This window comes from Aquibium microcysteis (assembly GCF_014495845.1).
Classification (GTDB): Bacteria; Pseudomonadota; Alphaproteobacteria; order Rhizobiales; family Rhizobiaceae; genus Aquibium; species Aquibium microcysteis.
In genome coordinates, this window is record NZ_CP061080.1 from 4688180 (window position 1) to 4712714 (window position 24535).

Below are 24535 nucleotides of genomic sequence, written 5' to 3' on the forward strand. Positions count from 1 at the left end.
CCGGCCGGCCATGAGGATGTGGTCGTCGAAGCCGCCGACCTAACGCGGACCCTCTCCCCCGCGACCGGACCCGGCGCACGACGCGAATGGTGATCCCGACAGGATTCGAACCTGTGACCCTCAGATTAGGAATCTTCATCCAGTCGTTGAAAAGATTAAATAATTGTTCGCGGTGCTGCGTCTGTGTCGCATCAAGACAGCAACGCGCGCTCGGCATCCGCGAGCTTGCCGGCGTCATCCCCGGGGGGAAACAGCGAACCATAAGTGTCCATGGTCATGGCGATGGTCGAATGTCCCATGCGCTCCTGCACCACTTTTGGCGGCAATCCAAGCCCGCCGCGATCCGGCGGATTAATGAGCCAACTTGCGAAGAAATGGCGAAGCGAGTGCAGCCCGGTGTACTTGGCGGCCAGGATCGGCTTGCCTTCCTTGTCGAGTTCGCCCGTCTCGCGCGTGACGCCTGCCTTGATCTGCGCTGGATGGAAGCCTCGCTTGATGATGTTCGACAATGACTCAACGTTTCCCTTCCCATTGGGGAAAGCGAGTTCGCCGCCGCCGCTGCGCAGCTTCCATTCCTTGAGGGTGTTCAAGACAATGGGGGGCAAGGGGACGGCGCGGGCGCCTGCCTCTGACTTCGGCGAACCGATGGTGTTGTATCGGTCGGCGCGCTGGCGAACGTGCAGCTTGCGCTCATCAAGATCGACGTCGGCCCATCGCAGTCCGCGCAATTCCGATGCACGCAGGCCGGTGAATATCGCCACCAACAGCAACGGACGCCAACGCCCCTCCAGCGCCGCGACGATGGCTTTGATTTCCGCGTTCGCCGGTATGTTAATGCCCGCCTGTTTCTTGACCTTCTGGCGCTTCAATAGACGCGCTTCCTTGCCCTTACGCTTGCCGCGCATGTCGCGCACGACGTTGCGCGCGCATAGCCCGCGTTCCTGAGCGTCGGACAGGAGCGAACCGAGGCTGACCAAGACCTTGCGTATCATCGAGGGCGACCGGCCTTCCTCTCGCAAGCGTTCTTCGAAAGCGCGCACGGTCGGAATGTTGAGTTCGGATAGCCGCGACCCGCCAATGAACGGCAGGATATGAAGCTTCAGGTGCTGGCGATACTGAAGCAAGGTCGCCCGCTCCAGTTCATTGTTAACGGCGCTGGCAATCCATAGGTCGCCGGCCTTCGCGACGGTGGCGCTTTGGGAATCGGCTACGTGGACGCCTTCGCGGACTTCCACGGTCGCTGTCGCGCGGTAGGCGTCGGCTTCCTTTTTCCGCGCAAAGGTTTTCTGCCTTCGCGCTCCCGCTGCGTCTCGATAGTCAACTATCCAAGCTGTTTTCTCGTCGCCGGACGGGCTGGTCCAAGTGCGCTTGCGGACGGACATTTAGGGCCTCGCCTTGGGGCTCATGATGACACGCTGGATCATGTTCCGTACCTCGGGCGAAACAAGGGAAGGGTCTCGGATGCCGAATATCAATTCAATCCGATTGCGGACAAATCGCTCCCAGACGCCAAGGTTGGGATGTATTTCTGCTGCCGCTGCGTTCGCCTTGGCGATCAATGCAGCGCGTCTCTCAACGTCTTCATCCGGCGTCTGGATTATCGGGAAGAGCCATCTTTCTGCAAACTCGTCTTGATCCAACTCGATCGTGGCCGGGTACTTTTCATCTAACGTGGCAACAATTTCCGTGTTCATGGAGCGGCTGTTGGCGTCGGCGGCGGCTTTGATGCGGTCTCGCAAGCCGGGCGGCATCCGGACTTGGAAACGTTCGGCGGCCTCGCTTGGGTACTTCTCGCGGTCGGTCATTTTTCTGCCTCGGGAACTTTCCCGGGGATAAGTGCCAGTTGCCATCATGAACCGCAAGGGTGCTACTTGCACCTGCGGGAAAATACTGTAGACCTAGGGCAATGATGCAACTCGCATCCATGAACAGAAAGGGTCCACCTGCATGATGACAAACGGGCAGATTGAATTGGTCTGGGGCGCGGAAGCTATCGCGGCTTTTATCGGCCGCACGCCGCGCGCGACGTTCCACCTGCTGGAAAAGAAGGAGATTCCAGCCCGGAAGGTTTCCGGCCGCTGGGTGGCTGAACGGGGACAACTGACGCGCTTCTTCATGAAGCCTGACGTCGAAGGCGGCTCGAACTGAGCGCCGCCACCCACCCATCAGTTGACGGCCCGGCTGCAACCCGCAGCGCGGGCTTCATTTGCGTTTGGAGTACAGCGTCTTCCGGGTTTTCACTGCGCGGGAAGACGGGGAACGAGCGGTCGCAGTTGTCCAGACAGGACCGCCTATTCCCCGAACTGTTCCGCATTTCTCGAAAAATCCTCCCAGACATTCCGAAAGGAACAGCATGTCAGCCTTAGCAAACGGCGTTACCGTACGCCATAGCCTTCGACCGGAAAAAGAGCCTGCCACGAAGCGCGCGCCGCGCTTTTCGATCAAGGTCCGCATTGAGCCGGACGGTCGGATAGTGCAACTCGACGGGCGCGACGCCTGGGCCATGTGCGAACTGGTGCGCGCTGGTGAGCGTGGGTGCACGCCGATCGACAATCCTGCCCCACGCTGGTCAGCCTACACGTTCAAGATCCGCAAAGCTGGTTTTGTAGTCGAGACAGTCCACGAGGCGCACGACGGACCTTTTGCCGGCACACATGCCCGCTACGTTCTGAGGACGCCGGTCACAGTCATTGACAGTGGGGCGGCAGAATGAGCGGCGGGCGCTACGACCCTCCGGAGGCGGTCCAGCCTCCGGAGACCGACCCGGATTGGCCACGACGTTATGAGGCAGCGAAAAGGGAACTGGCCGCGTTCAAGTTCGAATTGTTCCAGACGGTCGCGGCCGACCCGGCGCTTCGAATCGATGAGGACAGCCGGCTTCGGTCGTCTCCCTGCGTGCAGATGATTATCGTCTACTCGCACTTTGTGACCATCGATCCGAAGACGCTTGAACCAACCGCCGCATACGCATCCGCGATTACGCTGGAGGCGAGGGGGGGCGTGAAGGAGACCAGCGGCAAGAAGGCTCGCGCGCTGCTCGTCAAACACGGCTATCTCGTTTTCTCGGGAACGAAGACAAAGGAAGGAAGCCTCAAGTTCTTTCTTCGGAATCCTCGCAAGGCGGTGGTGGAAGACCACGTGCGGGAAGCCACGGAATACCTTCAGGAGAAGCAGGCTGTTGAACGTGCTGAAGAGCGTCGGAGGTCGAAGCGCCATGCCGTGGGGCCGTCGAACGACACCACGGAAACAGTGTGTGGGGTCGCTGGGCGCGGCGACGTGGGGGCGCTGAACGTCCCCAACTACCTTGGAGTATACCTTGGAGTTTCTAGCACTGAAGGGAATGACACTCCTGCTGTTGGGTATGGTCAAATCCCCGAACCTGAACCTGATGAGCCTATCGACCCGCCGGAGACTGAAGCCGAACTCGAAAGTGCCCTGAACGAGTTTCGCGAACTCGGGTTGTCTGAGGCGGTCGTGGCCTATTTCGCCATCAAGCTAAAGGCGGGGCAACTGACGCGCGCCATGGTTCGTGAACAGATGGAAATGAGGTTGGCTGCATGACAAGCGTGGTCTTCTTCCCTTGGCATCGCCGCGTCGGTCGCGTGCGCGAGATTGCCGACAAGCTGTCGGGCAAGAGCGGCGACTCCGCTACGGCCTATTGGCGGCTCGTCGTACAGAAGCAGCGGAAGAGCATGGCCCGGATCGGCATTGAAGGCGACGCGGCCGACGAACAACTCCGGGCGCTCTTCAATGCCGTGCAGAACGAGTTGCGCCATTCGGCTCGCGATGGTGCGGCGTGACTTGCGACGTCGCCAAAGAGACGCAAGGTCGATGCTCGTCAATGAACTCGCCTTTTCTTCCATCGTTCGCGATAAGCGTAGGGCAAGCCGCCAAGGTGGCAAACGTCAGCGGCGAGACAATCCGCCGTTGGTGCATCTCCGATGGCATCGGAGTTCAACCGGGCGGGCGCGGCCCGTGGCGCGTGTCCGCTCCTTGCCTCCTGGCCCTACTGGCGAACGACAGGCCAGCGCTCGCGGCCATCAAGGCGGGCCGTCTCGGTGACGACGCGGCTAAGCCTTATGTCGCGGCCCGGTTCGAAGCTGGCGCCCGACTCACCTAAGTCTTCGCAATGTGGAAATTGTGGAGATTGTGGAATATGTGCCCCCGGTTTCCATCGCCTTGACATGCCTTCTAGTGTGCGCACATCGGAAACGGAAGACAAATCAGATGGATATTCGGCAGCGGAAAGAGAACAAGCTTTTCGTCCGCGTTTCAGACGACGACAAGCGCAGGCTTAGGTCGGCCGCTCGGCAGCGCGGCCAGACGCTTTCGGCGTTCATGCGCGAAGCCGCGACCATGGTCGCCACGACCGATGGGCGCGGCTGAATGGTCGCTTTCTTCGTTCCGCCGCTACTAGGCACATTCCCGACCCGCCTTCACCCCGTGGGGCCGACTTCTGTTTTCACTGGCGACCCGACAACACTAACGGGCGTGGATTTCGGCCCGGCCGAAGCAAAGCGCGTTTGGCTTGGTGTCTCATGGTCGGCAAGCAATAACCGGACGCTCAATGACGTCGAGATTAATGGCGTCGCGGCGACGCGAGCCGGTCGCGCTATCGACGTCGCGGCCGGTTCCAATGTCGAGATTTACCACGCCGAGACGGCGGCGGCCTCTGGCCCCGTAGCTCTGAATTGGAGCGGCAGCATCAACGCGGGTATCTGTTATGTCTTCTACAGCGACGTTAGCCTGACATCCACCAATGCAGGCCAGTTCAGCGACATTAGCAGCGGCACGGACCTTTCGGCCACGGTCGACAAGTTCTCGCGCGGCTACCTCTTGGCAGGCGCCAGATGGGGCAGCAACAGGACGATTTCTTGGACGGGCGCTGATGCCGTCCCCAGCTTCAGCGACTTCGAATCCTTCGCCATCCTCGCGAAGACCGGTTCGGGGCCGACGTTGACAGTAGGCGGCACCCTTTCGTCGGCAACCAGCTTGCGCCGGTTGGTCGTCGTAGCGGTCAAATGAGGGACGGGCACGCGCCATGAGTTACATTTTCGACGGCAACCGCGAAACCCCGGAAAGCATCGCGCGCAAGCGCAGGATTGCCGAGGCTCTGGCCGGGACGGTCGCAACTGCGCCCCGGAACGTTGGCGAGGGCCTCCAGTCGATCGGCAACGCCTTCGTGTACCGGTCTATGATGGGCAATGCCGACAAGGCAGAGAAGGCCGGACAGGCGAACGCGGCGAGCGCATGGGCTGACGTCTTTGGCGGGGGTGGTGCCGGCGGTGACTTCCCGCCTGCTCCTGCGGCTCCTGGCGCGGCGCCTTACGCCGTGGGTGGAGATGAGCCGAAGGGGTTTACTGGTTCGCAGCAAGATTTCGTCCAGATGCTCATGCCGGCCGCCGTTGAAGCATCGAAACGGACTGGCATTGATCCTCGCATCATCGTGGCTCAGGCCGCGCAAGAAACAGGATGGGGCAAGAGTGCGCCGGGAAACAACTACTTTGGCATCAAAAGCCACGGGCAGGGTGGCGGACAGACGCTCAAGACGCACGAGTACGTCAACGGGCAGCGCGTCAACGTGTCGGACAGTTTCCGCACGTTCCAAGACCCGGCAGACAGCGTGGCCGGTTATGCAGATTTCATCCTTCAGAACCCGCGATACAAGCCGCTGATGCAGGCTCAGGGCCTCGATGCGCAGTTGCAGGCATTGCAGGCGTCTGGGTACGCCACAGACCCGAACTATTCGCAGTCGGTTGGATCAATCGCGCGTGGCATTCAGATTCCGCAGCAGGCCGCGCTTGAAAGCCTTCCGGTGGGCGGTTCGATGCAGATGGGCCGTGCGCCTGTCCAGATGGCACAGGCGGACGCGCAGAACAGCATGACCATGGGCGCACCACCCGTGCAAGCCGGCGGCGGACAGCCCAACGCGCAAAGCCTTATGGGGCTGCTGAACAATCCGTATCTGTCGGATTCTCAGAAGCAGGTTGCCAGTGCATTGCTCCAAAACCAGATGCGCCAGCAAGACCCGGCCTATCAGTTGGACATGGACCTAAAGCGAACGCAGTTGGAGCAGATGCGCAAGCCGCAGGGCGATCCGTTCACGCTCGGCGAAGGCCAGATCCGTTTCGACGCACAAGGCAACCCGATTGCGAAGGGCGGCGCGAGCACGAAGGCCCCGACCGTCCAGACGTTCTATGACGAGCAGGGGCGCGAGTACAAAGCGCAGTGGAACGACGAGGCCATGAAGTGGGAGCCGGTCGGCAACAGCAAGGCCGACCGCAACGGCGGCCTATCCATCACGCTCCCGGATGGCACCACGGTGCAGCAGGGTGCCTTTGACAAGACGGACGCGAAGAACGTGGCGAACCGCGTCACCGAGGAGCAGGAAGCGGCAGCGGCCGGCACGAGCCTGCGGCAGACAGTGGGAATGCTTCGCGAGGCGAGCCGGGGCGTTGGCTATTCCGGTCCCGGCGCTGGCATCTATGGCGGCTTAGACAACGCGCTTGAAGGCATGGGCGCGCCGTTCTCGCTTCCGGGCAATTCTGCCGATCGGGCGGTTATGACTTCGGGTGGCCTCGATGTTGCGTTGTCTCAGGTGCAGAAGACCAAGGGCGCAATCTCAAATGCGGAGATGGCGCTATTCATGGCGGCGGCTCCTGGCCTCCAGAACACGCCACAGGGTAACGCTGCCTTGCTCGACATGATTGAGGCCGTCGCCGATAGGCAGGTGGAACGCGCTTCCGCCATGGAAACCTACCGGCAGCAGAACGGCGGCACGCTCGACGGCTTCGAAAGGCAGTGGGCAAGCTACATCGATCAGAATCCGTTGATTGTTCGCGAAGGTGGCGGCGTCCGGCTCAATGTCGGCCCTCGACGTCCGCAAGGTGCGGTAACGGCGACGCCAGCTCCCGCCCTCGCGGCCCCGGCCGGCGCCGTCGAGATGCTTCGCAGCAATCCCGGCCTCGCTGCGCAATTCGATGAAAAGTACGGGGCAGGCGCGGCGGCTCGCATCCTGGGGGGGCAGTGAGATGCCGAACCCATTCGATCAATTCGACGCCAAGAGCACCGGAAACCCTTTCGACAGGTTCGACCCGCCATCCCGCACGAATCCCGCACGGCCACGCCACCCGGAATTCGACGGTTCCGGCATTCCCGGCTACGACCCGGCAACGGGTATGGTGGACCGTCCGCGCGGCGGCGGCCTTGTGGACAAGGTCGGCGCATTCTCGATTAACGCGCTGGACAGCCTGCCAATCGTCGGGCCTTCGTTCCTCAACGTGACTCAGGACATTGCGGCATTGGCAGCGGCCCCGTTCTCGGACCGCAGCCTAACGGAAATCCGCGACAGCATGTCCCGCGCTTCAAATCAGGTTCGGCAGGACAACCCCGGGGCGGCTCTTGCGGGAGGCGTGACCGGCGCTGTTATGGGGACAATGCCGATGATTGCTGCGGCGCCGGCCGCCTTTGGTATGGGTGGCGCTGGCCTTGGTGCCAGGTCGCTTGTAAGCGGCTTGTCCGGCGCGGCTCTCGGCGGGGCAGATGCTGCGGCACGCGGTGGCGACGTCGGGCGGGGCGCAATGATGGGCGGGGCAGGCGGCCTAGTGGCCCCGGCAGCGGGGCAAGCGGCAGGCGCGGCCTATCGTGCTGCTTCCGACTGGCTCGCACGTCGCGGCGTCTCCAGGCTCGCAGGGATGACGCCTAAGGCCGTGTCTGACCTTGTGCGGGCGATGGACGCAGACGGCATCTCCCCGGCAGCGGCCCGGCAGCGGCTTGCAGAGATGGGGCCAGACGCCATGATGGCGGATCTAGGCCCGAACCTTCAGCAGACGGCGGCGGGGCTTGTGGCGGCTCCTGGCCCTTCCCGTGCCATCGTGCAGGGCGCAATCCGAGGCCGGGACGCGGGCGCAAATCGGCGCATTCTCTCGGCGCTGGACGACACGCTAGGACCGGCGGGGATTCCTTCGCAGATCGACGACACCATTCGGTCAGGGCAGCGGGCGCTATCGCCCGAATATGAGGCGGCCTTTGCCAACGCCCGCCGCGTCGAGACGCAACCAATTGCCGACACCCTCGACAGCCTGGCCGTGAACCTTCGCGGGGAGGCGCAAAGCGCAGTCCAGGGCGTTCGCCGAATGCTCAACGTCACGGGCACGGATCAACTCGACCCGAACCCCTACACGTTGTTTCAGGTGCGGCAGGCAATCGACGGGATGTTGGACGGCGCGACAGATGGCAACGTTCGGCGGGCCTTGTCCGGCGCGCGCCAACAGATTGACGAAACGCTGCGGCAGTCGGTTCCTGGCATCAAGGGTGTCGACGCGAAATTTGCAGAGCTTGCCCGCCAGCGCGAAGCCCTTGAGCGTGGTCAAACCTTTCTCGACAGTGGCCGCACGGCTCCCCGGCCTCAGGAGCTTGCCAGCGAGTTCCGGCAGGGCGCTTTGCCGCGCGGGGAGATGGTTGGACCGTCTGCCGTCCCGCTTCGCCTCAGGGAGGGCGCACGGGCCGAAATAGACCGCATCGTAGGCACCAACGCAAACGACCGCGTGGCGCTTCAGCGGATCGTTAAGGGCGATGGCGATTGGAACCGCCAGCGGCTCGCGACCCTGTTCGGGCAGGACAAGGCGGACCGCATCATCAAGGTTCTGGACAATGAGCGGGCCTTTGCCGAGACGGGCGATTTCGTCACGCGCAACAGTGCAACCGCCGCCCGCACCGAAGCCGTCCGCGCGCTCAATGGCCCGCGTCAACAGGGCTTTGGCGTTCGGGAAGGGTATATGTCGGGCGGCACTCCTGGCGCCGTTCGATCGGCCGGACTGCGGAGCATCGAACGAATTGCCCAGGCTCTCACGCAGGGAAGCCGGGAGGCGAACAACGCTTCTCTTGCGCGAGGTGTCACCGGCCGTGACGAGATAGCCAACGCATTGCTCGGAATGAACCCGCCACGCTTCGCGAACCCGTCACAGATCGACGCGATTACGCGGGCGTTGCTCATCTCTCAGGGGACCGGCCGACCGTGACCGGCGGTTGTCTATCCAATTCATGAGGGCAAGCCACAACATGACGCCACCTGCACCGACGACCATCCCATGGGCAAAGTCGCGGGATACCGCATCGTAAAGAACGCCCGCACCTTGATAGACGGCAACGATTATCGCGGTCGCGAGGAATCCGAAGAACAGTTTCAGGGCAAGTTGCATGGCCCGCACTATGGAGCAAAGCCAATGCAGACGGAAGACGCGGTTTCGGCCGGTCTCGGATTGTCGGAAGTCATCCGGCAGGCGCGCGACTTCGGAAAGGCAGACGATGCGGTATTGTTCGGGCTGGCCCGCCTCATCATGGCTCAGGCGACGTCCCCGGCGGACGTGCTCGCGCTTGTGACGACCGCACACGGTCTCAGCCGGATAGCCATTGAAGTCGCGCAAGGAGCGACCGATGCCGACGACGCGGCGACCGCTCAGAACGTCATGTTGATGCGCGCGATGTCCGCTATGCTGGAACATGCGATTAGTGCGCTTGAAGGCGCGACCGGTATCGCTTCCGAGACCTTTTCGGGTGGCGCTTCATCAATAAACTAGGGGCCGAAAATTCTCCCTTCCCCGCCAAGCGTGGAGGGATGAAATCAATCAAGGCAATTCAAGCAATCGAGCCTCCGGGGTAAAATCGCTTTGCCTCTTTCAAACAATGACTTGGCCGATACGGTCCGCATTTTTGTCAGGCGGTCATAGCGGGGGGCGTCTAAAGTAGGCGGAGATAGGTCAGCCAGTGGCTTTCGGTCGCCGGCTATTCATCAGCGTCCGGCCGCGCTGGCCGTTTTGCAGGCTTCGCATTTGGATCCGGGGCGAAGCGAATGGTGATACCGCTGATCTCCAATTCCACCCGACAGCCGGACTTTTCGGCGCCCCGCAACAGTGCGACTAGCTGGCGCGCTGTCACGTCTAGAGCACGTCCGCTTATCCGGTTCATATCCTGCAGCCCTGGAGTAATTGGTGCATTCAGCCGGGGTGAATTGGTCGATGAGACCGCCGACGGTGGTCCACAAGCCGTTGGCTGACGATTCTCGCTAGCCCTGCCAGCAGGATAGCCATGTTCATCTCGCCGACCTCCTCCATCGCCTGATCTCCGTCAAAAGAGAAGACGCGGATGTCAACTACTGACGACAGACCGAATTCGAACAGGAACGCACAGGCGAGCGCCAAAGCGGGCAACTGCAGGCATCTGGGAGTTCTGCGGCCGGATATCGCTACCAACCAGAGCACAAGCGCCCCGATAAAGAAGGAAGAAGCCAGCGCGGCAAGAAAGACCTTCTCGAAAAAGCCTATAGGGCCGAACCATTCTCGTCGGACTGTGTTTACCACCTCAACGAGGTCGTGCATCCCGTCTACGCGGATGCCCATGATTTCGTAGACCTCGTAATGCAAGATCCGTTCGCCGAAGCTGATCTCATCCAAAAAACCGATCGCTCCGAGCACGCCGATTCCTGCAAGCGCCAGACGGTCGAGAGGGGCAGAACCAGTGTCCGTCCACCAGAGCCTGGCGGCGTAGAAACCCCCTCCAAGGAAAATGGCGGCTGACAGATTCTCAACCAGCCGTTCCTCGTCGAACACAAATAATTGAGCGGCTGAGTTGCCTTCCAGGCCGCGCCACAACAAGAAGAATACCAGATGCGTGGTCACGCATACCGAAACGAATTTCAAGGCCGTCTTCGCGGCGGCTGACTCGTACAGACTCGGCATTGCGGCCGGTAAGCCGCGCTCGACGTATCCCATGTTCCCGTCCCCCGGTTCGGGTCGGTCGCCGCGCCCAGACCATTCTCAGTCACGGAAGCAACCCTATTCTCCGGCCATTGGCGGCGCAAAGTCATCCTTAATTTAGGGTTAACGGGGAGGCTGTGGCTTTTCCGGGTGACGCGCATCACCGCGCTCCTGAAGAACGGCAGAATGCTGGAGCGCGGAAATAGTCAAGCGGTACCGGCCGCGCCCGGAATTTGGCAAATCCAAACTTGTCACATCGGTTTCAACGCCGCAGTATCTCGACCTTTGGGAGACGAAAGCCTGATGAGCGAAAAGGAAACCGGGTCCCATCTTCGCCTCGCCTCTGAGAACTCTCAGCACGAGGTTGAGCGGGAATGGGCGCGCCAGAAGGTAGAACAGGCATTGCGCGAGTTAGCCGCGAACATCATCCGCGTCGTTCGCGGGGCCGGTCGCTCGCACGAGATTGGCGACCAGTGCATCGAGTTCCTGAACTCGCTCCGGGAATACCGCGACCAAGTCGGCCAGTGGCCGACCAGTTGGGAATTTGAACGAGCGCTCTCCATCCGTAGAAGTTACGATACGGATAGTAGTGACTGGGAACGTCGGCACTACGAGGAGGATGTTGTTCGAGGAGCCCTCCAGGTGGCCGCCTCGCGCCTAGTGGGCCAACTCACACAGGAAAGTCGGGGCAGAAGCGATATGTCTGATGGCATTCGCGAACTGGAGCGTCTCCGAGAGGAATACCGGAAGCAGCGAGCCGCAGACGAACGCGCGCGACGACGGGCCGCAAAGCCAAACCGACCAAAACGCAAGCCTCAAAACAGACGCGGGCCTTCTTCGTCTAAAGACGGCGATGCTTCATGACGCTCGGCCGAAGCTCCTGGGAAACCCATGCAAGCGGCTCCCCTGACCGGCAGTCACGTTGCGTACTGCACGGCGACAAGTCGACCGGCCGCATTGCGTGAAGGGACAGCCTGCGTCGTGATTGCTCAGCGTCGGAGCCGCGGATGGAGTCTCGGCGAGCCAGGCGGCGGCCTCAACCCGATCGGGAGCGACAAGACCCGGCGAGATGCTTCACACGCTCGCGCACGACGTCCTCTCCAACGTGCTTGCGAGGCTCGCCTCCCAAGACCATCAACATTGAGAAGTCCCGCGTCACGCATTCCGGATGTTGAATGCAGGTCGTTGGGCTTATCGGATTCTTTCGCAACCCGAGAGATGACAGACGCCGAAGATGCAGCGACGGTTGTTAAGATATGAAGTTGCGCATGTCTGACCGGGGTGCTTTGCTTCCCTCCAGGAGTGGGAGGGACACTATCTTGGATCAGGTTATGGGTCTTGTTAACGCAGCCTTCGAGCTGCTGGAGGGATACAACAGCCGCTGCCGCAGCCTAGAGAGGGAGATTGAGTATATGGACTTCCGCCGGCTCCAGTTACAGACGCAGCTTGATATGGTTCGGCTTTCCGTGGGCAGGTTCGACAGCTTCCAACCTGAACTTGAAGGGGATCTACAATGCCCAAGCTGCTGGCTTGCGGCCCGGAGAAATGTCGCAATGACCCCGATCGAGAGCCCTCCCAACGGAGGTAGGTTCCGATGCGAGCAGTGCAACTACGTCTACAACGCCCCGTGCTAGCCCGCTGTTGGCTTAATCGGCGCTTCAGCTTCTATGGCAAACTCAACGCGAAGATAAAGTTCCGGGTTGAACGGAACGTCTGCGGAGGCACCCATGACAACATCGCTCGCGCTACTGTCCCCGGCGGAAGCCGCCGAGCGGCTTGGAATCTCTGACCGCCAACTTCGCGCCCTGACTGTGTCCGGCGCAATCCCGTACATCAACATCGGGCTGGGGACCAAACGCGAGGCGCGCCGCTACGACCCGGCAGACGTTAAGCAGTTCGTTGAATCGAGACGCCGCCAGGCCGATGAAGCCCAGCGCAGCAGATCCACGGCGACAACATCCGCAGTTTGGGTACATGATTTTTGCGAGATGCGGATTGAGAGGCAGGAAGCCAAGGCAAAGGCTTTCCTCGCAAAGCCAAAAAGGCGGCGGCTCAAACCTTAGCCTTTCGGTTCGGCTAGCGCCGCCGCCGTTTCCCGCCGCCCACGATGCCTACTATAGGTCGCCTCCCGGAAATCGCATTGCGCTAAATCAAGATTTCGCGACGCGTGTTCGGTCCGGATGACACCCGCTCGATGCCGGTGCTTCGCCATCGAGCGCGGCATTTGCCCGGTCGCGGTACTAAGGGCAGCCTGTGCGACCGGAGGTGTGTGGCCGAATACGACGATGCTGACGCCATCACGATAGGTGAGGGTCTGTCTTGTACACCTCGAAACTGCGGCTGCAGGAAGGGCTTTTCAGGCTATGCTCCTTCGGCTGGACTGCGCAAGAGACACAATTCTGGGTGGACTTTTTGCGATTTATCAGAGTTCGTAGGCCTGCTAAATTCGCTACCATCGCTAGCCCAATTAGAGGAGGTGCTTTGAGGTGGTGCGTTTTGTCCTATTGGTGATTAGCCTGATTTCTCTGCAGCCAGCCACTGCCTTTGCAATCACGAACGATACAGTGGGAATGTGGAAATTCAATCTCGAATGCGGGGACGACCGACCCAACATCGCAGATCTGTACCTAATTCAAGTCGACGGTAAGTTATCAGCTCGAATTGAACTAAGAAAATGGAAGTTTCAAAAGCAACTTGCAAAAGACATAATTTTCATAGTTGATGTTGAGCCAAGAGGGAATGATGGTTTCCATCAATCGGAGTTTAAATCTCGAGCTTTTGTCGAGAAGGGTGCCGATTCTGTTCCAGAAGTCATGATCAACGGCAATGACAGAAAGAGTCTTACGCTACGTATTGTTGATGGGAGTTGGGACTGCCTTAGTTCTAGTAGCCGCGAGATAGGAGGCGGCATTTCCAAGGGAGCAGACGAAACCCAACGGCAGTACGTTAATGCAGCGCTTCTAAATTGCCGTCCCGAGCGTCCGAAGGAGCCTCCATTCGATCATGAGGTAGAGGTTCAGGCCCGGCAAGCGGCTGCATTCGCAATCTGCAAAGGGAACAAGTTCAACTATCTGACCCGCCTTGGCCAGTTCACCCAGTTCGAGATATCCGTGGACGTGTGCCGGGCGTCATTATTAGGAGTAGGTCTACGAACCCTAGCGTTCTTAGGGGGGAGCGGCACCTGCACGAATCCAACATCAGGAAAGGCGTCGTGCAAGAACGAGATTTTCATGCGGTGCTATGCGCATGACCAGTCGCGGCAATCCATGGATTGCATGGGCCAAGACCTCTCCTTCAATGCACAGACGGAATTCACCTATGACGCTACCTCCTGCAAATGGAACGTGTCGGGTTTTTCGATTATTGATGGCACGGTTAAGCAATTGAATTGACCTCCTGTCGTTTCTGCAGTTTCCGCTCCCCCGAACAGCGACCGCATTCCGTCGGGGGGCGGTGCTGCGGAATCCGTGCGTTGATGTCTGCCTCAGCACGACCGCGACGTGAGGTCTTTGTGGTCGGCCCACGAAACCATCGCTGAAGCATCACCTTATGGCCAAATACGGTCTGACGCCGGACGATTATCGCACGAAGTGGGGCCTTGCTGCGGACTATCCAATGGTGGCTCCCCACTACGCGGCGGCCCGGTCGCGCGCATCGTCAAAGTACTGGCGTGGGCGGAAGTCGAAAGCGCACGACTCTGCGGCCGCGCCACGCAACGGCTGACCTTGAACCCTCTCTGCAAGCGAGCCAAGGCAGCCGAGGCGAAAGCCGACTGCTAATCCTCAGGACCCAGTGCCTTCACAAGGTCAACAACGCGCCGGCGAATCTTGGCATCGCCGATCTTCCCAAACGCGAGGTTGAGGGCGAGGCCCTCGGCGCTGCTGAGGAATTCGATCAGGCCACCGGTGGAATCGTCGCCCTCCACCCGGCTCTTCGTAGAATTGAGAGCCTTCTCCGCTTCCTCGAAGAAGAAAGAAGGTCGCACGTCAAGGGCGTTGGCGATAGCCTGCAGCCGGCTGGCGCTCACACGGTTGGCGCCGTTTTCATACTTTTGGACTTGCTGAAAGGTGACGCCAATCCTGTCGGCGAGCTTCTCCTGGCTCAGTCTCATGTTGAGGCGTCGGGCGCGAATCCGACTGCCCACGGATTCGTCGATCAGGTGTGGTTGTCTCGTATCAGCCATCGGTCCCTCGCGGTTCGGCGAGGCGGCATACTCCGGCAGGCGGGAGCTGTCTATTCACATCGCTTGGATCAGAGAGAAGCTGAAGGCTTGGTCTACGAGAACCATTCCAAGAAGCCAGAGGGCGAACATCAGGAGGACACCCACAGCAACACCCGCCAGGAGCGACCGTCGGTTCCTGCGCTGCATCTCGGCAAAATATTCGTCAGGCTCCATCGGTAGCCTCTGGCTTCGGCACAATCGTCAGTAGTTCATCATCTACCGGACGCTGTAGCGCCTTCGCTTCCTCCCATGGCGCGGAGAGCCAGGTGTCGACCTCGCCGGCCGTGGTCAGGATGACGGGCATGGCTTTCGGATGCACGGGTGCCACAACCGCGTTAGGTTCCGTCGTCAGGAACCCGTAGAGGTCGGCCGTCACCAGTCCGTCGCGGACCTTTCGCACGCTTTCCCATTGCGAAACCCAGATGCCGGCGAAGAAAGCGAGCGGATAGTCAGGGCCAATGGAAAACCACGCGTTGGGAGTACGACCGCCTACCGGCTGGTTGGCAGGATCAGGCTCGGCAAAGGAGGTGAACGGCACCAGGCAACGGTTCTCGACGCCAAGCCAAGGCTTCCAGTGCCGGCTTGCCGTGTTGCGCACGTTCGTCGTGCCGCCGTCCGGTTCCATCTTCAGAATCTGGTCGAAATCAACTTCCTTGCCTTTGGCCCGCAACTTGTCGGCCCGCCTCGATGCCGCATCCATCAGAGCCTTGCGCGACGACGGCAGACCCCATCTGGCGCGGGCGAGTACACGGCCACCGTCGCTGTTGCGAACAATCGGGGCGGAGTAGTCCGGGTAAACGCTTCCCGGCTCCAGGTTGCCAGCCTCGCTGCGCATCGCTCGCGTGAAGTCGAGAATGGCCTGCGGGCCCTTGGAGATGTTGTACAGGTTGCACATCTTGGCATCCTGCTACGGCCGGCGCGGCCGATCAACTGTCAGGTGCAGTCGGGGAGGCGTCCAAGAGAGGGTGCGCCTTCGCCGGACGGAGCCAGGCCTAAAGCCGCGCGACCTTCCTGGAGGGTTTGTCCGCTACCAGAAGGGCGGGTTTCAACGCTGGGGCACTGCTCGGCGGATCGCTCCATCATCCGGTGTCGCGTGTTTGGGTGGGGTATTGGCAGCGGGCCGAAGTAAAAAGAAAGGCCCCGCACAAGGCGGGGCCTCATTCTGACGCTGCAATTAGCTTGGCTTCGCCGGTTGCAACGGCCCTTTCGGGACTTAAATCCCGGATATCTCCGGGGCCTTCCAAGAAATGGGGCCGTTCGCCCCTAAAGTCAATCTCGCATACCAAGTGAGTGCTTAATGCATTCCTTAATTTCAGCCATCTTTTCGGGGCTCAGCACACGAACGTCGTAAACTCGTTCGCCGGTTGCGTCCCGCCCACGATCAAGCAGCTTTAGACGGTGGAAGGCCACGCACATCACCATATCCGCCTTTACCCACATTCGGGGGGAATCGTATGGAAAAGGCAAGGGCGGGTCCAACTCCAAAAGGCAGTTGTAGGTCTGCGGTGGGTTCGGTTCTGTTGTGCTTAGCGGGACAATGGTACAGAGTTGGTCTCGGCCAGCAAGCTTTGGCGAAATCACAATTGCTGGCCGCCTCTTCCGCATCTCAGGCGGCCTAAAACCTTCGTTCAAATCAACGCGGAGTATAGTCCCGATCTGAGGATGATTGAGAATGCTCATGGTGGGAGCATTGCCCGATTCGGCAAGGCAAAGCTATCTTCGTTCCCGTAACAAATTCCTCTTCGCGTCCGTCACGTTCCGAACCTAGCCAGCCTCGCGCATGGCTCGTAGCCTTGCTGAAGCGTTAGGCAACATGTGGCTCTCACTGACCGCCTCGCCTCAACTCCCATGGCTCCACGAAGCGCCCCTGCCAGATGCCGGCGCCAGCCCGCCGAGCTTCGGCTTGGTCCGCCGCATAGGCGCCACGGCTGTACCGAGGCCAGTCGAGCGCATACCCGTTGCGGACCATCCACGCCGCCACACTCTTGCCGTCGGCGCGGAAGCAGTCGCCCACAAAGCGCCGGTAGCGGTCGCGCTCGACGAACCTGCATGACGTTGGCCTGGACTGAGCAAGGAAGGCGTCCAAGGCGTTCGCTGCTACCTGTCCGCACCGATACTCCCGCCCGAACTTGTCCTGGCACCGCTGGCCGCCCTCCGGCGCGTCTACGCCGTGAAGTCGGATCCGCTCGCCAGCAATTTCAATCGTGTCTCCATCGACCACCGAGGCGCGGCCGGTGACGGTCTCCGCATATGCGGTTGCGGTAAGACCGAGACCGACCATGGCAGCGAGCGCCAGCCGGTGAGTAATCACGCGGCGCTGCCATCAGGTTTCGCCATGCGGACACCTGCGCCCCCGCCGTTCTCGGCGATGAAGACAACGCCAGCCGCTTCCAACGCCCGCCGAACGGCGGCAATGTTGTTTGCCATTCCTGTCGCCAGCCCCTCGCTCGCCTCCATCCTTCGAAGCGTTGGAATTGATACGTTCGCCGCTGCCGCTAGCTCGCCCTGACCCATACCCAAGAGTGCGCGCGCTGCTGCAATCTGCCGTCCCCGTACCTGATCTTTTCCGCTCACAATGATCGTTTCCTATTGACATTAATGCATGGTGATCTAAATCTATCACCACAAGCGCATTGTATCAATGGAGCGAAACCAATGTACGACCGTGCCGCCATCCTCCGCAGCGCCTGGGCCATGTACCGCGAGTGGTTCGCCGGCCGTAACCGCTCCTTCAAGTTCAACCGCTCGGACTTTTCGGTTTACCTCGCCGCCGCGTGGCGGATGGCGAAGGAAGCGGCCATGTCCGCCCCGGCCATCCGCGCCGAGCGCATCCGCGAGGAAATCGCCCGCCTGCCCTACAAGGCCGCCCGCGTGAACGTGGATGCCGTCCGCGCCCGCCTTTCCGCCGAACTCGCCACGCTCGCGGCCTAACGGGAGGAACGGAGGTGCACTCCTACGCCAAGCGCCAGACGGTCTTCTACACGCCGTGGGGCAAGTCCTTCACCATCCGCGCCAGCGTCGAGACCGTCCACCGCGACGGGACTTTGACTGTCCGCGCGCTCTTCCATCACGCCGATGGCGCCGACGTGCCGGGATATCTCGGCTTCACATACCGCCTTGGCCCCGAAACGCTGCGCACGACCGCAAGTGCCGCCTGACGTCCACCAATAGAAACGGGAGAACTCGATATGTCTGCAACCATCAACCGCCGTGCCGTGCTTGCCTCTGCACCCGCCGTGCTGGCGTCCGCCGCTATCGCTGTCCCCGGTCCCGCCAACGCGGTCGCCGCCCCGGCCGGAGTGTCGCCGAAGCTTCGGGAACTCATCAACGCTCACAAGGCCGCATCCGAGAATGAGGACGCCGCCGTCAATGCGCAGGATGAAGTCTGGTGCAGCGAGAACGGCGTTCCCTTCACGGACGACGCGGTCAACCACTACCTCGACGCCATGCATGCGGCCGACCGCGCGCTGATGGCCGTGGTGCACTACCGGTGCCGCTCCGGCGCCGACCGCTACATGAAAGGGGAATACCTCCTCCAGCGCGTCGGGCGCTACGGATCGGGAACGCTCGGCTTGGATGAAGACTTCGGCCTCACGGCGCTTCTGCGGTCCATGCGCGAGGAAGGGAGGGCTTCGAACTGACCAAGCCGGGGGGCTCAGAACCTCCCGGCCATCCTACACTTTCGCATCCGGGGGGCGGGAAACCGTCTTCCGGATGATGCTTTTGTACCTGCGCACCCATAGCCAAAGCAGCAGTAGCAGGACGTCGGAAAGCAGGAAGGCTAGCAGGAATTCAGTGGCCTGCTGCCGGTTTTTCGGACACGAGGTTAAGCTAACATAGCTTGTTCCTCGAACTCGACGGGGCTCAGGTATCCCAGTGTCGAGTGCCGTCGCCGAGGGTTGTAGAAGCGCTCGATGTAGTCGAACACGTCGGCCCTGGCGTCATCTCTCGTCCTGTAGACCTTGCGTGCCGTGCGCTCGGTTTTCAGCGACGAGAAGAAGCTTTCCATCGCAGCATTGTCCCAGACGTTACCCGACCGGCTCATCGAACACGTGATGCCGTGGTCGGCCATCAGGCGCTGGAACTGCTCGCTGGTGTATTGCGATCCCTGGTCGGAGTGGTGCAGCAGGCTGTCCGGCTTGCCTCGGCGCCAGATCGCCATGATGAGGGCGTCTGTGACGAGCTGCGCCGTCATCTCCGCCTTCATCGCCCAGCCGACGACGCGCCGAGAGAAGAGGTCGACGACGGCGGCAACGTAGAGCCATCCTTCGGCGGTCCAGATGTAGGTGAAGTCGGCTACCCACTTCTGGTTCGGCGCCGACGCTTCGAAGGCGCGGTCGAGGAGGTTGCCGGACACTGTTGCTCGCTCGCCGGTGTCCTTTGGCAACCCACGGCGCCGCGGCCGGGCACGCAACCCGTTCTCCCGCATGAGCCGCTCGACACGATGAAGGCCACAGGAAAGACCCTCGGCCAGAACGTCGCGCCAGACCCGCCGGGCGCCATAGGTGCGGTCGCTGTTCTTGAAGCTGCGGTCGATCCGGGAGATGAGAACCTCATCGTCCCGAGCGCGAGCGCTGGGGCTGCGTTTGAGCCAGGCATGGAAGCCCGAGCGGGAGACATCCAGCGCCTCGCACAGCCATGCCACCGGCCAGACGTTCCGGTGCTTCGCGATGAAAGCGAACCTCATGTCACTTCCCTCGCGAAGTAGGCTGCGGCCTTTTTTAGGATGTCGCGCTCCGCCTTCAGCTTCGCCACTTCCTTGCGCAGCCGGTCAATCTCCTGCTGCTCCGGCTTCATCTGCCCATGGCCGGGAAAGGCATGCTGCGGATCGGTCGACAGCTCGCGCACCCATTTGCGCAACACATTCTCATGGAGATCCAGATCGCGGGCAGCCTGGGCAACAGCAACGCCCCGATCCCTCACCAGCCTAACCGCCTCGAGCTTGAACTCGCGGCTGAACTTCCTTCGTTGCATTCCCACTCTCCAGTTCCGTTAAACACCTTATCTCGGTGTCCACGAAACCGGCAGCAGGCCACAGCGGGCATTCTGGCAGACGAGTTAGAGCGAAATTCGATTGTTATATGATAACGTTACATTGACTATAGGCGATGGATCTTCGGCGGCACAATCTTAGTTTTGTCGGTCCAGAAAATGCCGCGCTCACGGGACCGTCTGGACGGCTACTCCACACGCCGAGGCGAGTTTTGCGACGCCATAAGGAGCGGGCCACGCAAACGCTTTGGTGACATCTTTTCCGGGGCCATAGCGTTAGCCGCTGAAAACAGGCGCCGGCGGGATTGCGCGACGCCGAAGGCGCCCGAAGATTTTCCGGCAGTCACCACGCGCGGCAGTCGCGGCCCTCGCTCGTCTATGCCCGCAGACAATGGATGAGCTATAAGCCATGGATCAACTGGGGTGGCGAACGGCGAGTGTAGAGGAGAGGGAGGCACGCTGATGTTCCAAAGGGAGAAGCGGACCGCAAGTCGGAGGCCGAAGCCGGCGGCCGACGATGGCAATCCTTGGGATTCGGCGACGCTCGCTAAGATCGGCGAACAGAAGGAGCGCATTTCGCTGCACCTGACCCACCTTGAAGTGCGGCGGCGCTTTGGCGCTAGGCCGAACAGGGCCTGGGAAAATGGGACGATTGAAGTCATCGGCACCGGTTTCGTCCCGCACCTACCTCAGCACGTCCATATGGAATTGACATTCGAACACACAGAGGGAATGGGCGTGGTGGCTTTCGATTACCAGATGGCCGTAAACTACCTGGGAACGGTGGTGCACCTGCCGGTTCTGCGGGTGGTGCTGAATGACCCTGACCACTCAATTGCCCTCGCACTCCGGGAAGGGATGCGGGACGCTTTGGCAAGTGGCGAGACTGGTCTCGAAGTCCGGTGCTGGTGCACGTTCCACGAGGGGTGGGCTCAAGAGCAGTCGCAACGAATCGACCTAACTGGTTTCAACATCTGGTCGAACCTGGCATCGCCGCGGATCGCAGGGTGGCAGCGGCCGATCAGTGAGATCGATCTCTCGGACATCCCTGACCCTACAAAGCTCCGATCCCGCCAGGACCGGTAGAGCGACGAGACGCAGCCGACTTATGCCGCCACCTCGCCCCCGTCCTGCCCGCTGAAAACAGGCGCGAAACAGACGGAATTTGGGGGCCCCTCAAGGCGCGCGATGATTTTCCCACAATCACCGGGAGCAGTAGGACGCGGGATAAGCGGACGCTATAAGAAAGCGGGCGCCTAGACCGCCTCCCATTGCCACCCGGACGGGCGCGTATCAGGCGAATAGATGAGGCTCGCCTTCCGACTACCGCAGACGGCGCATTTGAACCGTGGCGCTAGATCAAAAGCCATTGCGGGCGCATCCGGCCCTAGCCGGTCCATAAGCAAGGCAAGATCCACCTGCCGATTGTGGCCGCACCCGCGAGCTTCACAGTAGGCCCGGACGTTCATCCGCGCTTGTAGGAGCCGGGAGAGTGTCCAGCCGCTGCCGCTCACCTTGCTGAAACCTTGTCGCGCCACATGCGCGCACCGACTATGTCAGGAGCAGCGACAGACAGCGCAACACGTTCGCGAGTTGGGGAAGGAATAGGAGACAGCCAAGATTCCATTGTGAACTCAGCAAAATAGTGAGATTTCCTGATTTTGCGGCCTGGAGGGATGGTCGAACCAACTCGCCTCCTTCGTTACAAACATCATACGGCTGTTAGGCCCCTCATTCGATGGCATTCACTTATCCGCGAAGAGCGGAACAACATCGGCTGCTACCGTGGCTGGACTAGCTGTCTCCGACGGTCCTCATGTTGCATTCCATGCCGCATGGAGTCGCGCGAGCCCCACGGAATCCCTTGGAAATCAGCGGTAACGGGTTGCAGCATAGAGCGGCATGGGCCGGGGCAGGGTTGGCACTAAGCCATTGATCTTATTGGTGATCCCGACAGGATTCGAACCTGTGACCCTCAGATTAGGAATCTGATGCTCTATCCTACTGAGCTACGGGACCACGCGCGCCCGGTATAGCGGCTTCGGGGGCGCAGGCCAAGGGTGTCGCGCGGACTCGGACGGCACGCGCGCAAGAGGGGCAAAGGAACCGGATCGTCAGGCGGCGAGCGCCGTCTCGGTCAGGCGCACCCAGTAGGAGATCCCGTGCGGGATCGCCTCGTCGTTGAAGTCGTAGCCGGGGTGGTGCAGGTTGGCGGTATCTCCGTTGCCGATGAAGACGAAAGAGCCCGGCCGCGCCTCCAGCATGTAGGAGAAGTCCTCGCCGCCCATCACGGCCGGCATGTTCGGCTCGACGTTCTGTGCGCCGGCCACCTCGGCGGCGATCTTCACGGCGAAATCGGTTTCATGGGGATGGTTGAAGGTCACCGGATAATTGGCGTCGTAGACGACATGGGCCGTCGCGCCCCCGGCCTCGGCAATGCCCTGCACGATCGCCTTCATCCGCTTTTCGGCGAGCGCGGCGACGTCCTTGCGCAGCGTCCGGACGGTGCCTGCGATCTCGGCCGTCTCCGGGATGATGTTGTAGGCTTCGCCTGCGTGAAACTTGGTCACCGAGACGACGAGTGCCTCCAGCGGATCTGCGCTGCGCGAGACGATCGTCTGAAGCGCGCCGACGATCTGGGCGGCAATGACGATCGGATCGACGTTCTGGTGGGGGAATGCGGCATGTCCGCCCTTTCCCTTGATCGTTATCGTGAACTCCGCGGTCGCGGCCATGATCGGGCCAGGACGGGTTGCGAATTGCCCGACCGGCAGGCCAGGCTCGTTGTGCATGCCGAAGACGCGGCTGATTCCGAAACGTTCCATCATGCCCTCCCGGACCATGACCGCCCCGCCGCCGCCGCCTTCCTCCGCCGGCTGGAAGATGACCGCGACGCGGCCGGCGAAGTTGCGCGTCTCCGCGAGATACTTTGCCGCACCGAGCAGCATGGCGGTGTGTCCATCATGGCCGCAGGCATGCATCTTGCCGGCGTTCGCCGACATGTGCGCGACGCCGCTCGCTTCCGTGATCGGGAGCGCATCCATGTCCGCTCGCAGGCCGATCGTCGCACCTTCGCCAAGCCGCCCGCTGATGATTCCGACGATCCCGGTCTTTGCGATCCCGGTGACGACTTCATCGACGCCGAACTCCCTGAGCTTCGCGGCGACGAAGGCCGATGTCTCGTGAAGGTCGAAGCCGAGTTCAGGTGTGGTATGGAGGTGGCGACGCCAGGCGGCGACTTCCTGCTGCATTTCGGCGGCACGATTGAGGATCGGCATGTAGGGAACCCTGCTCCTTTTCGCTGGCTGTCCGGCCGCCCCGCGCGATCGTGATCGGCATGGTTTTGCCATTCCCGCGCCACATGCGGTAAGTAGCAGCTCCGGGGAGGGGCCGAACGGCCTTCTTCCGCAACCGTAGCGCAATTCCCGCTCGAGGCGAAAGTGAATTTGAACCGTGTCCTCCCGACGCTGACCGCCTGCGTCCTGTCTGCGCTCAGCCTGACGGCAACCCCCGCGGCCGCCGGCCCTTCGCTTGTCATCGACCTCGACGGCGGACGCGTGCTGTCGCAGGAGGATGCCTTCCAGCGCTGGTATCCGGCCTCGCTGACCAAGCTGCTGACCGCCTATGTGGCGTTCCGCGCAGTCGCGGCGGGCGAGGTGACGCTGACCTCGCCGGTTCGCATCACGAAGAACGCCGCCAAGGAACCGCCGAGCAAGATGGGCTATCCGGTCGGCTCGGTGATGACGCTGGACAGCGCGCTGAAGATCATCATGGTGAAGTCGGCCAACGACGTCGCCACCGCGATCGGCGAGAGCATCGCCGGCTCCGAGAAGGATTTCGCCGCGCGCATGAACGCCGAATCGAAGCGCCTCGGCATGACCGGCTCGCACTGGGTGAACGCGCATGGCCTGCATGACGAGCGCCAGTACACCACGGCGCACGATCTCGCGGTGCTGGCGGCAGCCATCCGCCGCGATTTCCCGCAGCACGCGAGCTACTTCAATCTGGAGGGCATCGTCGACGGCAAATCGAAGATGACCAACCACAACGATCTGATCGGTCGCTTCGAGGGCGCCGACGGCATGAAGACCGGCTACACCTGCCCGGCGGGCTTCAACCTCGTCGCCTCGGCGACCCGCGGCGGGCGCACGCTGCTGGCCGTCGTCATCGGCGAGCGCTCGTCGGAGGAACGTGCGGTCAAGGCCGCCGACCTTCTTGCCGCAGGCTTCGGCAGGAGTGCCGCCGGCGCAGTGACGCTCGCGTCGATGACGCCTTCGGGCGAAGGCCTCGACAGGACCACCAACATGCGCGACCGCATCTGCACCAAGGCTGCCTACAAGGCGCGCCTCGATGCCGGCGAGATCGACAGCCGGGGCCGCGTCATCGTCAGTTCGCCGCATCTGGCCGAGAAGCCGGCGCGCGAGCCGGTTCTGGTGGCGGTCGGTCTCGGCGGCGCCACCGGCCCCCGGTCGCCGCATGCCGCCGACGAGATCGAATATGCCGACGTGCCCATCCCGACGCCCCGGCCCGACTACCGGCCGGTGTCGGCGACGGCGGTGCGGTAACG

General features: G+C 61.6%; 27 protein-coding genes, 1 tRNA gene and 1 pseudogene. 18 read left to right on the forward strand and 11 right to left on the reverse strand.

What is annotated here, in order from left to right:
* Positions 1-191: 191 nt before the first annotated feature.
* Positions 192-1382, reverse strand: coding sequence for a tyrosine-type recombinase/integrase (locus IAI54_RS22020; protein ID WP_187969218.1), 1191 nt, complete (start codon positions 1380-1382; stop codon positions 192-194).
* Complete coding sequence (locus tag IAI54_RS22025) at positions 1383-1805, reverse strand: Arc family DNA-binding protein (protein WP_187969219.1); 423 nt, start codon at positions 1803-1805, stop codon at positions 1383-1385. It lies immediately after the preceding gene.
* Positions 1806-1947: 142 nt separating this feature from the next.
* On the opposite strand from IAI54_RS22025, the gene IAI54_RS22030 reads away from it, so the two are divergent.
* The 9 genes from IAI54_RS22030 to IAI54_RS22070 all read left to right on the forward strand — a co-directional run bounded on the left by IAI54_RS22030 (position 1948) and on the right by IAI54_RS22070 (position 9578).
* Positions 1948-2148, forward strand: a complete 201-nt coding sequence (locus IAI54_RS22030; RefSeq protein WP_338021473.1) for a DNA-binding protein — start codon at positions 1948-1950, stop codon at positions 2146-2148.
* A 205-nt stretch (positions 2149-2353) separates the two neighbouring features.
* The gene (locus tag IAI54_RS22035) at positions 2354-2713 is read left to right on the forward strand and encodes a winged helix domain-containing protein (RefSeq protein ID WP_338021474.1); all 360 of its coding nucleotides are present in this window, start codon (positions 2354-2356) and stop codon (positions 2711-2713) included.
* Entirely contained in the window at positions 2710-3561 is an 852-nt protein-coding gene (locus tag IAI54_RS22040; RefSeq protein WP_187969220.1) for a hypothetical protein, read from the forward strand. Before IAI54_RS22035 ends, IAI54_RS22040 begins: the two co-directional genes overlap by 4 nt.
* The gene (locus tag IAI54_RS22045) at positions 3558-3800 is read left to right on the forward strand and encodes a DUF6074 family protein (RefSeq protein ID WP_187969221.1); all 243 of its coding nucleotides are present in this window, start codon (positions 3558-3560) and stop codon (positions 3798-3800) included. The genes IAI54_RS22040 and IAI54_RS22045 overlap by 4 nt, the downstream gene beginning before the upstream one ends.
* A gap of 427 nt (positions 3801-4227) precedes the next feature.
* Entirely contained in the window at positions 4228-4386 is a 159-nt protein-coding gene (locus IAI54_RS22050; protein WP_187969222.1) for a plasmid mobilization protein, read from the forward strand.
* Positions 4387-5025, forward strand: a complete 639-nt coding sequence (locus tag IAI54_RS22055; protein ID WP_187969223.1) for a hypothetical protein — start codon at positions 4387-4389, stop codon at positions 5023-5025. It begins immediately after the preceding gene.
* 16 nt (positions 5026-5041) lie between these two features.
* Entirely contained in the window at positions 5042-7030 is a 1989-nt protein-coding gene (locus tag IAI54_RS22060; RefSeq protein ID WP_187969224.1) for a glycoside hydrolase family 73 protein, read from the forward strand.
* Position 7031: 1 nt separating this feature from the next.
* Entirely contained in the window at positions 7032-9020 is a 1989-nt protein-coding gene (locus IAI54_RS22065; protein WP_187969225.1) for a hypothetical protein, read from the forward strand.
* 69 nt (positions 9021-9089) lie between these two features.
* Positions 9090-9578, forward strand: a complete 489-nt coding sequence (locus tag IAI54_RS22070; RefSeq protein WP_187969226.1) for a hypothetical protein — start codon at positions 9090-9092, stop codon at positions 9576-9578.
* A 417-nt stretch (positions 9579-9995) separates the two neighbouring features.
* Here IAI54_RS22070 and IAI54_RS22075 read toward each other — a convergent pair whose 3' ends face one another.
* Entirely contained in the window at positions 9996-10769 is a 774-nt protein-coding gene (locus tag IAI54_RS22075; RefSeq protein WP_187969227.1) for a hypothetical protein, read from the reverse strand.
* A 135-nt stretch (positions 10770-10904) separates the two neighbouring features.
* Here IAI54_RS22075 and IAI54_RS22080 point away from each other — a divergent pair, with 135 nt between their 5' ends.
* The 4 genes and pseudogenes from IAI54_RS22080 to IAI54_RS22095 all read left to right on the forward strand — a co-directional run.
* Positions 10905-11618 (forward strand): hypothetical protein, encoded by a 714-nt coding sequence (locus IAI54_RS22080; protein ID WP_187969228.1) that lies wholly within the window; start codon positions 10905-10907, stop codon positions 11616-11618.
* Between the two features lie 863 nt (positions 11619-12481).
* On the forward strand, positions 12482-12817 hold the full coding sequence (locus IAI54_RS22085) for a helix-turn-helix domain-containing protein (RefSeq protein WP_187969229.1): 336 nt from the start codon (positions 12482-12484) through the stop codon (positions 12815-12817).
* Positions 12818-13240: 423 nt separating this feature from the next.
* Complete coding sequence (locus IAI54_RS22090; protein ID WP_187969230.1) at positions 13241-14146, forward strand: hypothetical protein; 906 nt, start codon at positions 13241-13243, stop codon at positions 14144-14146.
* 130 nt (positions 14147-14276) lie between these two features.
* A pseudogene (locus IAI54_RS22095) lies at positions 14277-14477 on the forward strand (MucR family transcriptional regulator); the annotation flags it as partial.
* 52 nt (positions 14478-14529) lie between these two features.
* Here the strand turns inward: IAI54_RS22095 and IAI54_RS22100 are convergent.
* The 5 genes from IAI54_RS22100 to IAI54_RS22120 all read right to left on the reverse strand — a co-directional run bounded on the left by IAI54_RS22100 (position 14530) and on the right by IAI54_RS22120 (position 17550).
* Positions 14530-14937: a helix-turn-helix domain-containing protein gene (locus tag IAI54_RS22100; protein WP_187969232.1), complete on the reverse strand. Its 408-nt coding sequence runs from the start codon at positions 14935-14937 to the stop codon at positions 14530-14532.
* A gap of 202 nt (positions 14938-15139) precedes the next feature.
* Entirely contained in the window at positions 15140-15871 is a 732-nt protein-coding gene (locus IAI54_RS22105) for an SOS response-associated peptidase (RefSeq protein WP_187969233.1), read from the reverse strand.
* A gap of 374 nt (positions 15872-16245) precedes the next feature.
* Positions 16246-16656, reverse strand: coding sequence for a type II toxin-antitoxin system PemK/MazF family toxin (locus IAI54_RS29340; RefSeq protein ID WP_187969234.1), 411 nt, complete (start codon positions 16654-16656; stop codon positions 16246-16248).
* A gap of 142 nt (positions 16657-16798) precedes the next feature.
* Positions 16799-17257, reverse strand: coding sequence for a thermonuclease family protein (locus IAI54_RS22115; protein WP_187973300.1), 459 nt, complete (start codon positions 17255-17257; stop codon positions 16799-16801).
* Positions 17258-17283: 26 nt separating this feature from the next.
* Positions 17284-17550 (reverse strand): helix-turn-helix domain-containing protein, encoded by a 267-nt coding sequence (locus tag IAI54_RS22120; RefSeq protein ID WP_187969235.1) that lies wholly within the window; start codon positions 17548-17550, stop codon positions 17284-17286.
* An 81-nt stretch (positions 17551-17631) separates the two neighbouring features.
* On the opposite strand from IAI54_RS22120, the gene IAI54_RS22125 reads away from it, so the two are divergent.
* Genes IAI54_RS22125 through IAI54_RS22135 form a run of 3 tightly spaced genes read left to right on the forward strand, consistent with a single transcriptional unit; the run spans position 17632 to position 18617 of the window.
* Positions 17632-17907: a hypothetical protein gene (locus IAI54_RS22125; protein WP_187969236.1), complete on the forward strand. Its 276-nt coding sequence runs from the start codon at positions 17632-17634 to the stop codon at positions 17905-17907.
* A 14-nt stretch (positions 17908-17921) separates the two neighbouring features.
* On the forward strand, positions 17922-18134 hold the full coding sequence (locus IAI54_RS22130; RefSeq protein ID WP_187969237.1) for a hypothetical protein: 213 nt from the start codon (positions 17922-17924) through the stop codon (positions 18132-18134).
* A gap of 30 nt (positions 18135-18164) precedes the next feature.
* Positions 18165-18617: a hypothetical protein gene (locus IAI54_RS22135; protein ID WP_187969238.1), complete on the forward strand. Its 453-nt coding sequence runs from the start codon at positions 18165-18167 to the stop codon at positions 18615-18617.
* A gap of 185 nt (positions 18618-18802) precedes the next feature.
* Here the strand turns inward: IAI54_RS22135 and IAI54_RS22140 are convergent.
* A protein-coding gene (locus IAI54_RS22140; protein WP_187969239.1) for an IS3 family transposase occupies positions 18803-19950 on the reverse strand; the annotation gives its coding sequence in 2 pieces (ribosomal slippage) (positions 18803-19701 and positions 19701-19950; 1149 coding nt in all).
* 480 nt (positions 19951-20430) lie between these two features.
* Here IAI54_RS22140 and IAI54_RS22145 point away from each other — a divergent pair.
* Positions 20431-21054, forward strand: a complete 624-nt coding sequence (locus IAI54_RS22145) for a hypothetical protein (protein WP_187969240.1) — start codon at positions 20431-20433, stop codon at positions 21052-21054.
* Positions 21055-21910: 856 nt separating this feature from the next.
* Here IAI54_RS22145 and IAI54_RS22150 read toward each other — a convergent pair.
* Both IAI54_RS22150 and IAI54_RS22155 read right to left on the reverse strand, forming a co-directional pair.
* A tRNA-Arg gene (locus tag IAI54_RS22150) sits at positions 21911-21987 on the reverse strand.
* A 95-nt stretch (positions 21988-22082) separates the two neighbouring features.
* On the reverse strand, positions 22083-23246 hold the full coding sequence (locus tag IAI54_RS22155; protein WP_187969241.1) for a M20 aminoacylase family protein: 1164 nt from the start codon (positions 23244-23246) through the stop codon (positions 22083-22085).
* A 162-nt stretch (positions 23247-23408) separates the two neighbouring features.
* Between IAI54_RS22155 and IAI54_RS22160 the strand changes: the two genes are divergently transcribed.
* Complete coding sequence (locus IAI54_RS22160) at positions 23409-24533, forward strand: D-alanyl-D-alanine carboxypeptidase family protein (protein ID WP_420838241.1); 1125 nt, start codon at positions 23409-23411, stop codon at positions 24531-24533.
* The last annotated feature ends 2 nt before the right edge of the window (positions 24534-24535 follow it).

Bases quoted from the DNA above. Each gene is read 5' to 3' on its own strand.
- IAI54_RS22020 (WP_187969218.1), bottom strand. From the start codon at position 1,382: ATGTCCGTCCGCAAGCGCACTTGGACCAGCCCGTCCGGCGACGAGAAA.
- IAI54_RS22025 (WP_187969219.1), bottom strand. From the start codon at position 1,805: ATGACCGACCGCGAGAAGTACCCAAGCGAGGCCGCCGAACGTTTCCAA.
- IAI54_RS22030 (WP_338021473.1), top strand. From the start codon at position 1,948: ATGATGACAAACGGGCAGATTGAATTGGTCTGGGGCGCGGAAGCTATC.
- IAI54_RS22035 (WP_338021474.1), top strand. From the start codon at position 2,354: ATGTCAGCCTTAGCAAACGGCGTTACCGTACGCCATAGCCTTCGACCG.
- IAI54_RS22040 (WP_187969220.1), top strand. From the start codon at position 2,710: ATGAGCGGCGGGCGCTACGACCCTCCGGAGGCGGTCCAGCCTCCGGAG.
- IAI54_RS22045 (WP_187969221.1), top strand. From the start codon at position 3,558: ATGACAAGCGTGGTCTTCTTCCCTTGGCATCGCCGCGTCGGTCGCGTG.
- IAI54_RS22050 (WP_187969222.1), top strand. From the start codon at position 4,228: ATGGATATTCGGCAGCGGAAAGAGAACAAGCTTTTCGTCCGCGTTTCA.
- IAI54_RS22055 (WP_187969223.1), top strand. From the start codon at position 4,387: ATGGTCGCTTTCTTCGTTCCGCCGCTACTAGGCACATTCCCGACCCGC.
- IAI54_RS22060 (WP_187969224.1), top strand. From the start codon at position 5,042: ATGAGTTACATTTTCGACGGCAACCGCGAAACCCCGGAAAGCATCGCG.
- IAI54_RS22065 (WP_187969225.1), top strand. From the start codon at position 7,032: ATGCCGAACCCATTCGATCAATTCGACGCCAAGAGCACCGGAAACCCT.
- IAI54_RS22070 (WP_187969226.1), top strand. From the start codon at position 9,090: ATGGGCAAAGTCGCGGGATACCGCATCGTAAAGAACGCCCGCACCTTG.
- IAI54_RS22075 (WP_187969227.1), bottom strand. From the start codon at position 10,769: ATGGGATACGTCGAGCGCGGCTTACCGGCCGCAATGCCGAGTCTGTAC.
- IAI54_RS22085 (WP_187969229.1), top strand. From the start codon at position 12,482: ATGACAACATCGCTCGCGCTACTGTCCCCGGCGGAAGCCGCCGAGCGG.
- IAI54_RS22100 (WP_187969232.1), bottom strand. From the start codon at position 14,937: ATGGCTGATACGAGACAACCACACCTGATCGACGAATCCGTGGGCAGT.
- IAI54_RS22105 (WP_187969233.1), bottom strand. From the start codon at position 15,871: ATGTGCAACCTGTACAACATCTCCAAGGGCCCGCAGGCCATTCTCGAC.
- IAI54_RS29340 (WP_187969234.1), bottom strand. From the start codon at position 16,656: ATGAGCATTCTCAATCATCCTCAGATCGGGACTATACTCCGCGTTGAT.
- IAI54_RS22115 (WP_187973300.1), bottom strand. From the start codon at position 17,257: ATGGTCGGTCTCGGTCTTACCGCAACCGCATATGCGGAGACCGTCACC.
- IAI54_RS22125 (WP_187969236.1), top strand. From the start codon at position 17,632: ATGTACGACCGTGCCGCCATCCTCCGCAGCGCCTGGGCCATGTACCGC.
- IAI54_RS22135 (WP_187969238.1), top strand. From the start codon at position 18,165: ATGTCTGCAACCATCAACCGCCGTGCCGTGCTTGCCTCTGCACCCGCC.
- IAI54_RS22145 (WP_187969240.1), top strand. From the start codon at position 20,431: ATGTTCCAAAGGGAGAAGCGGACCGCAAGTCGGAGGCCGAAGCCGGCG.
- IAI54_RS22155 (WP_187969241.1), bottom strand. From the start codon at position 23,246: ATGCCGATCCTCAATCGTGCCGCCGAAATGCAGCAGGAAGTCGCCGCC.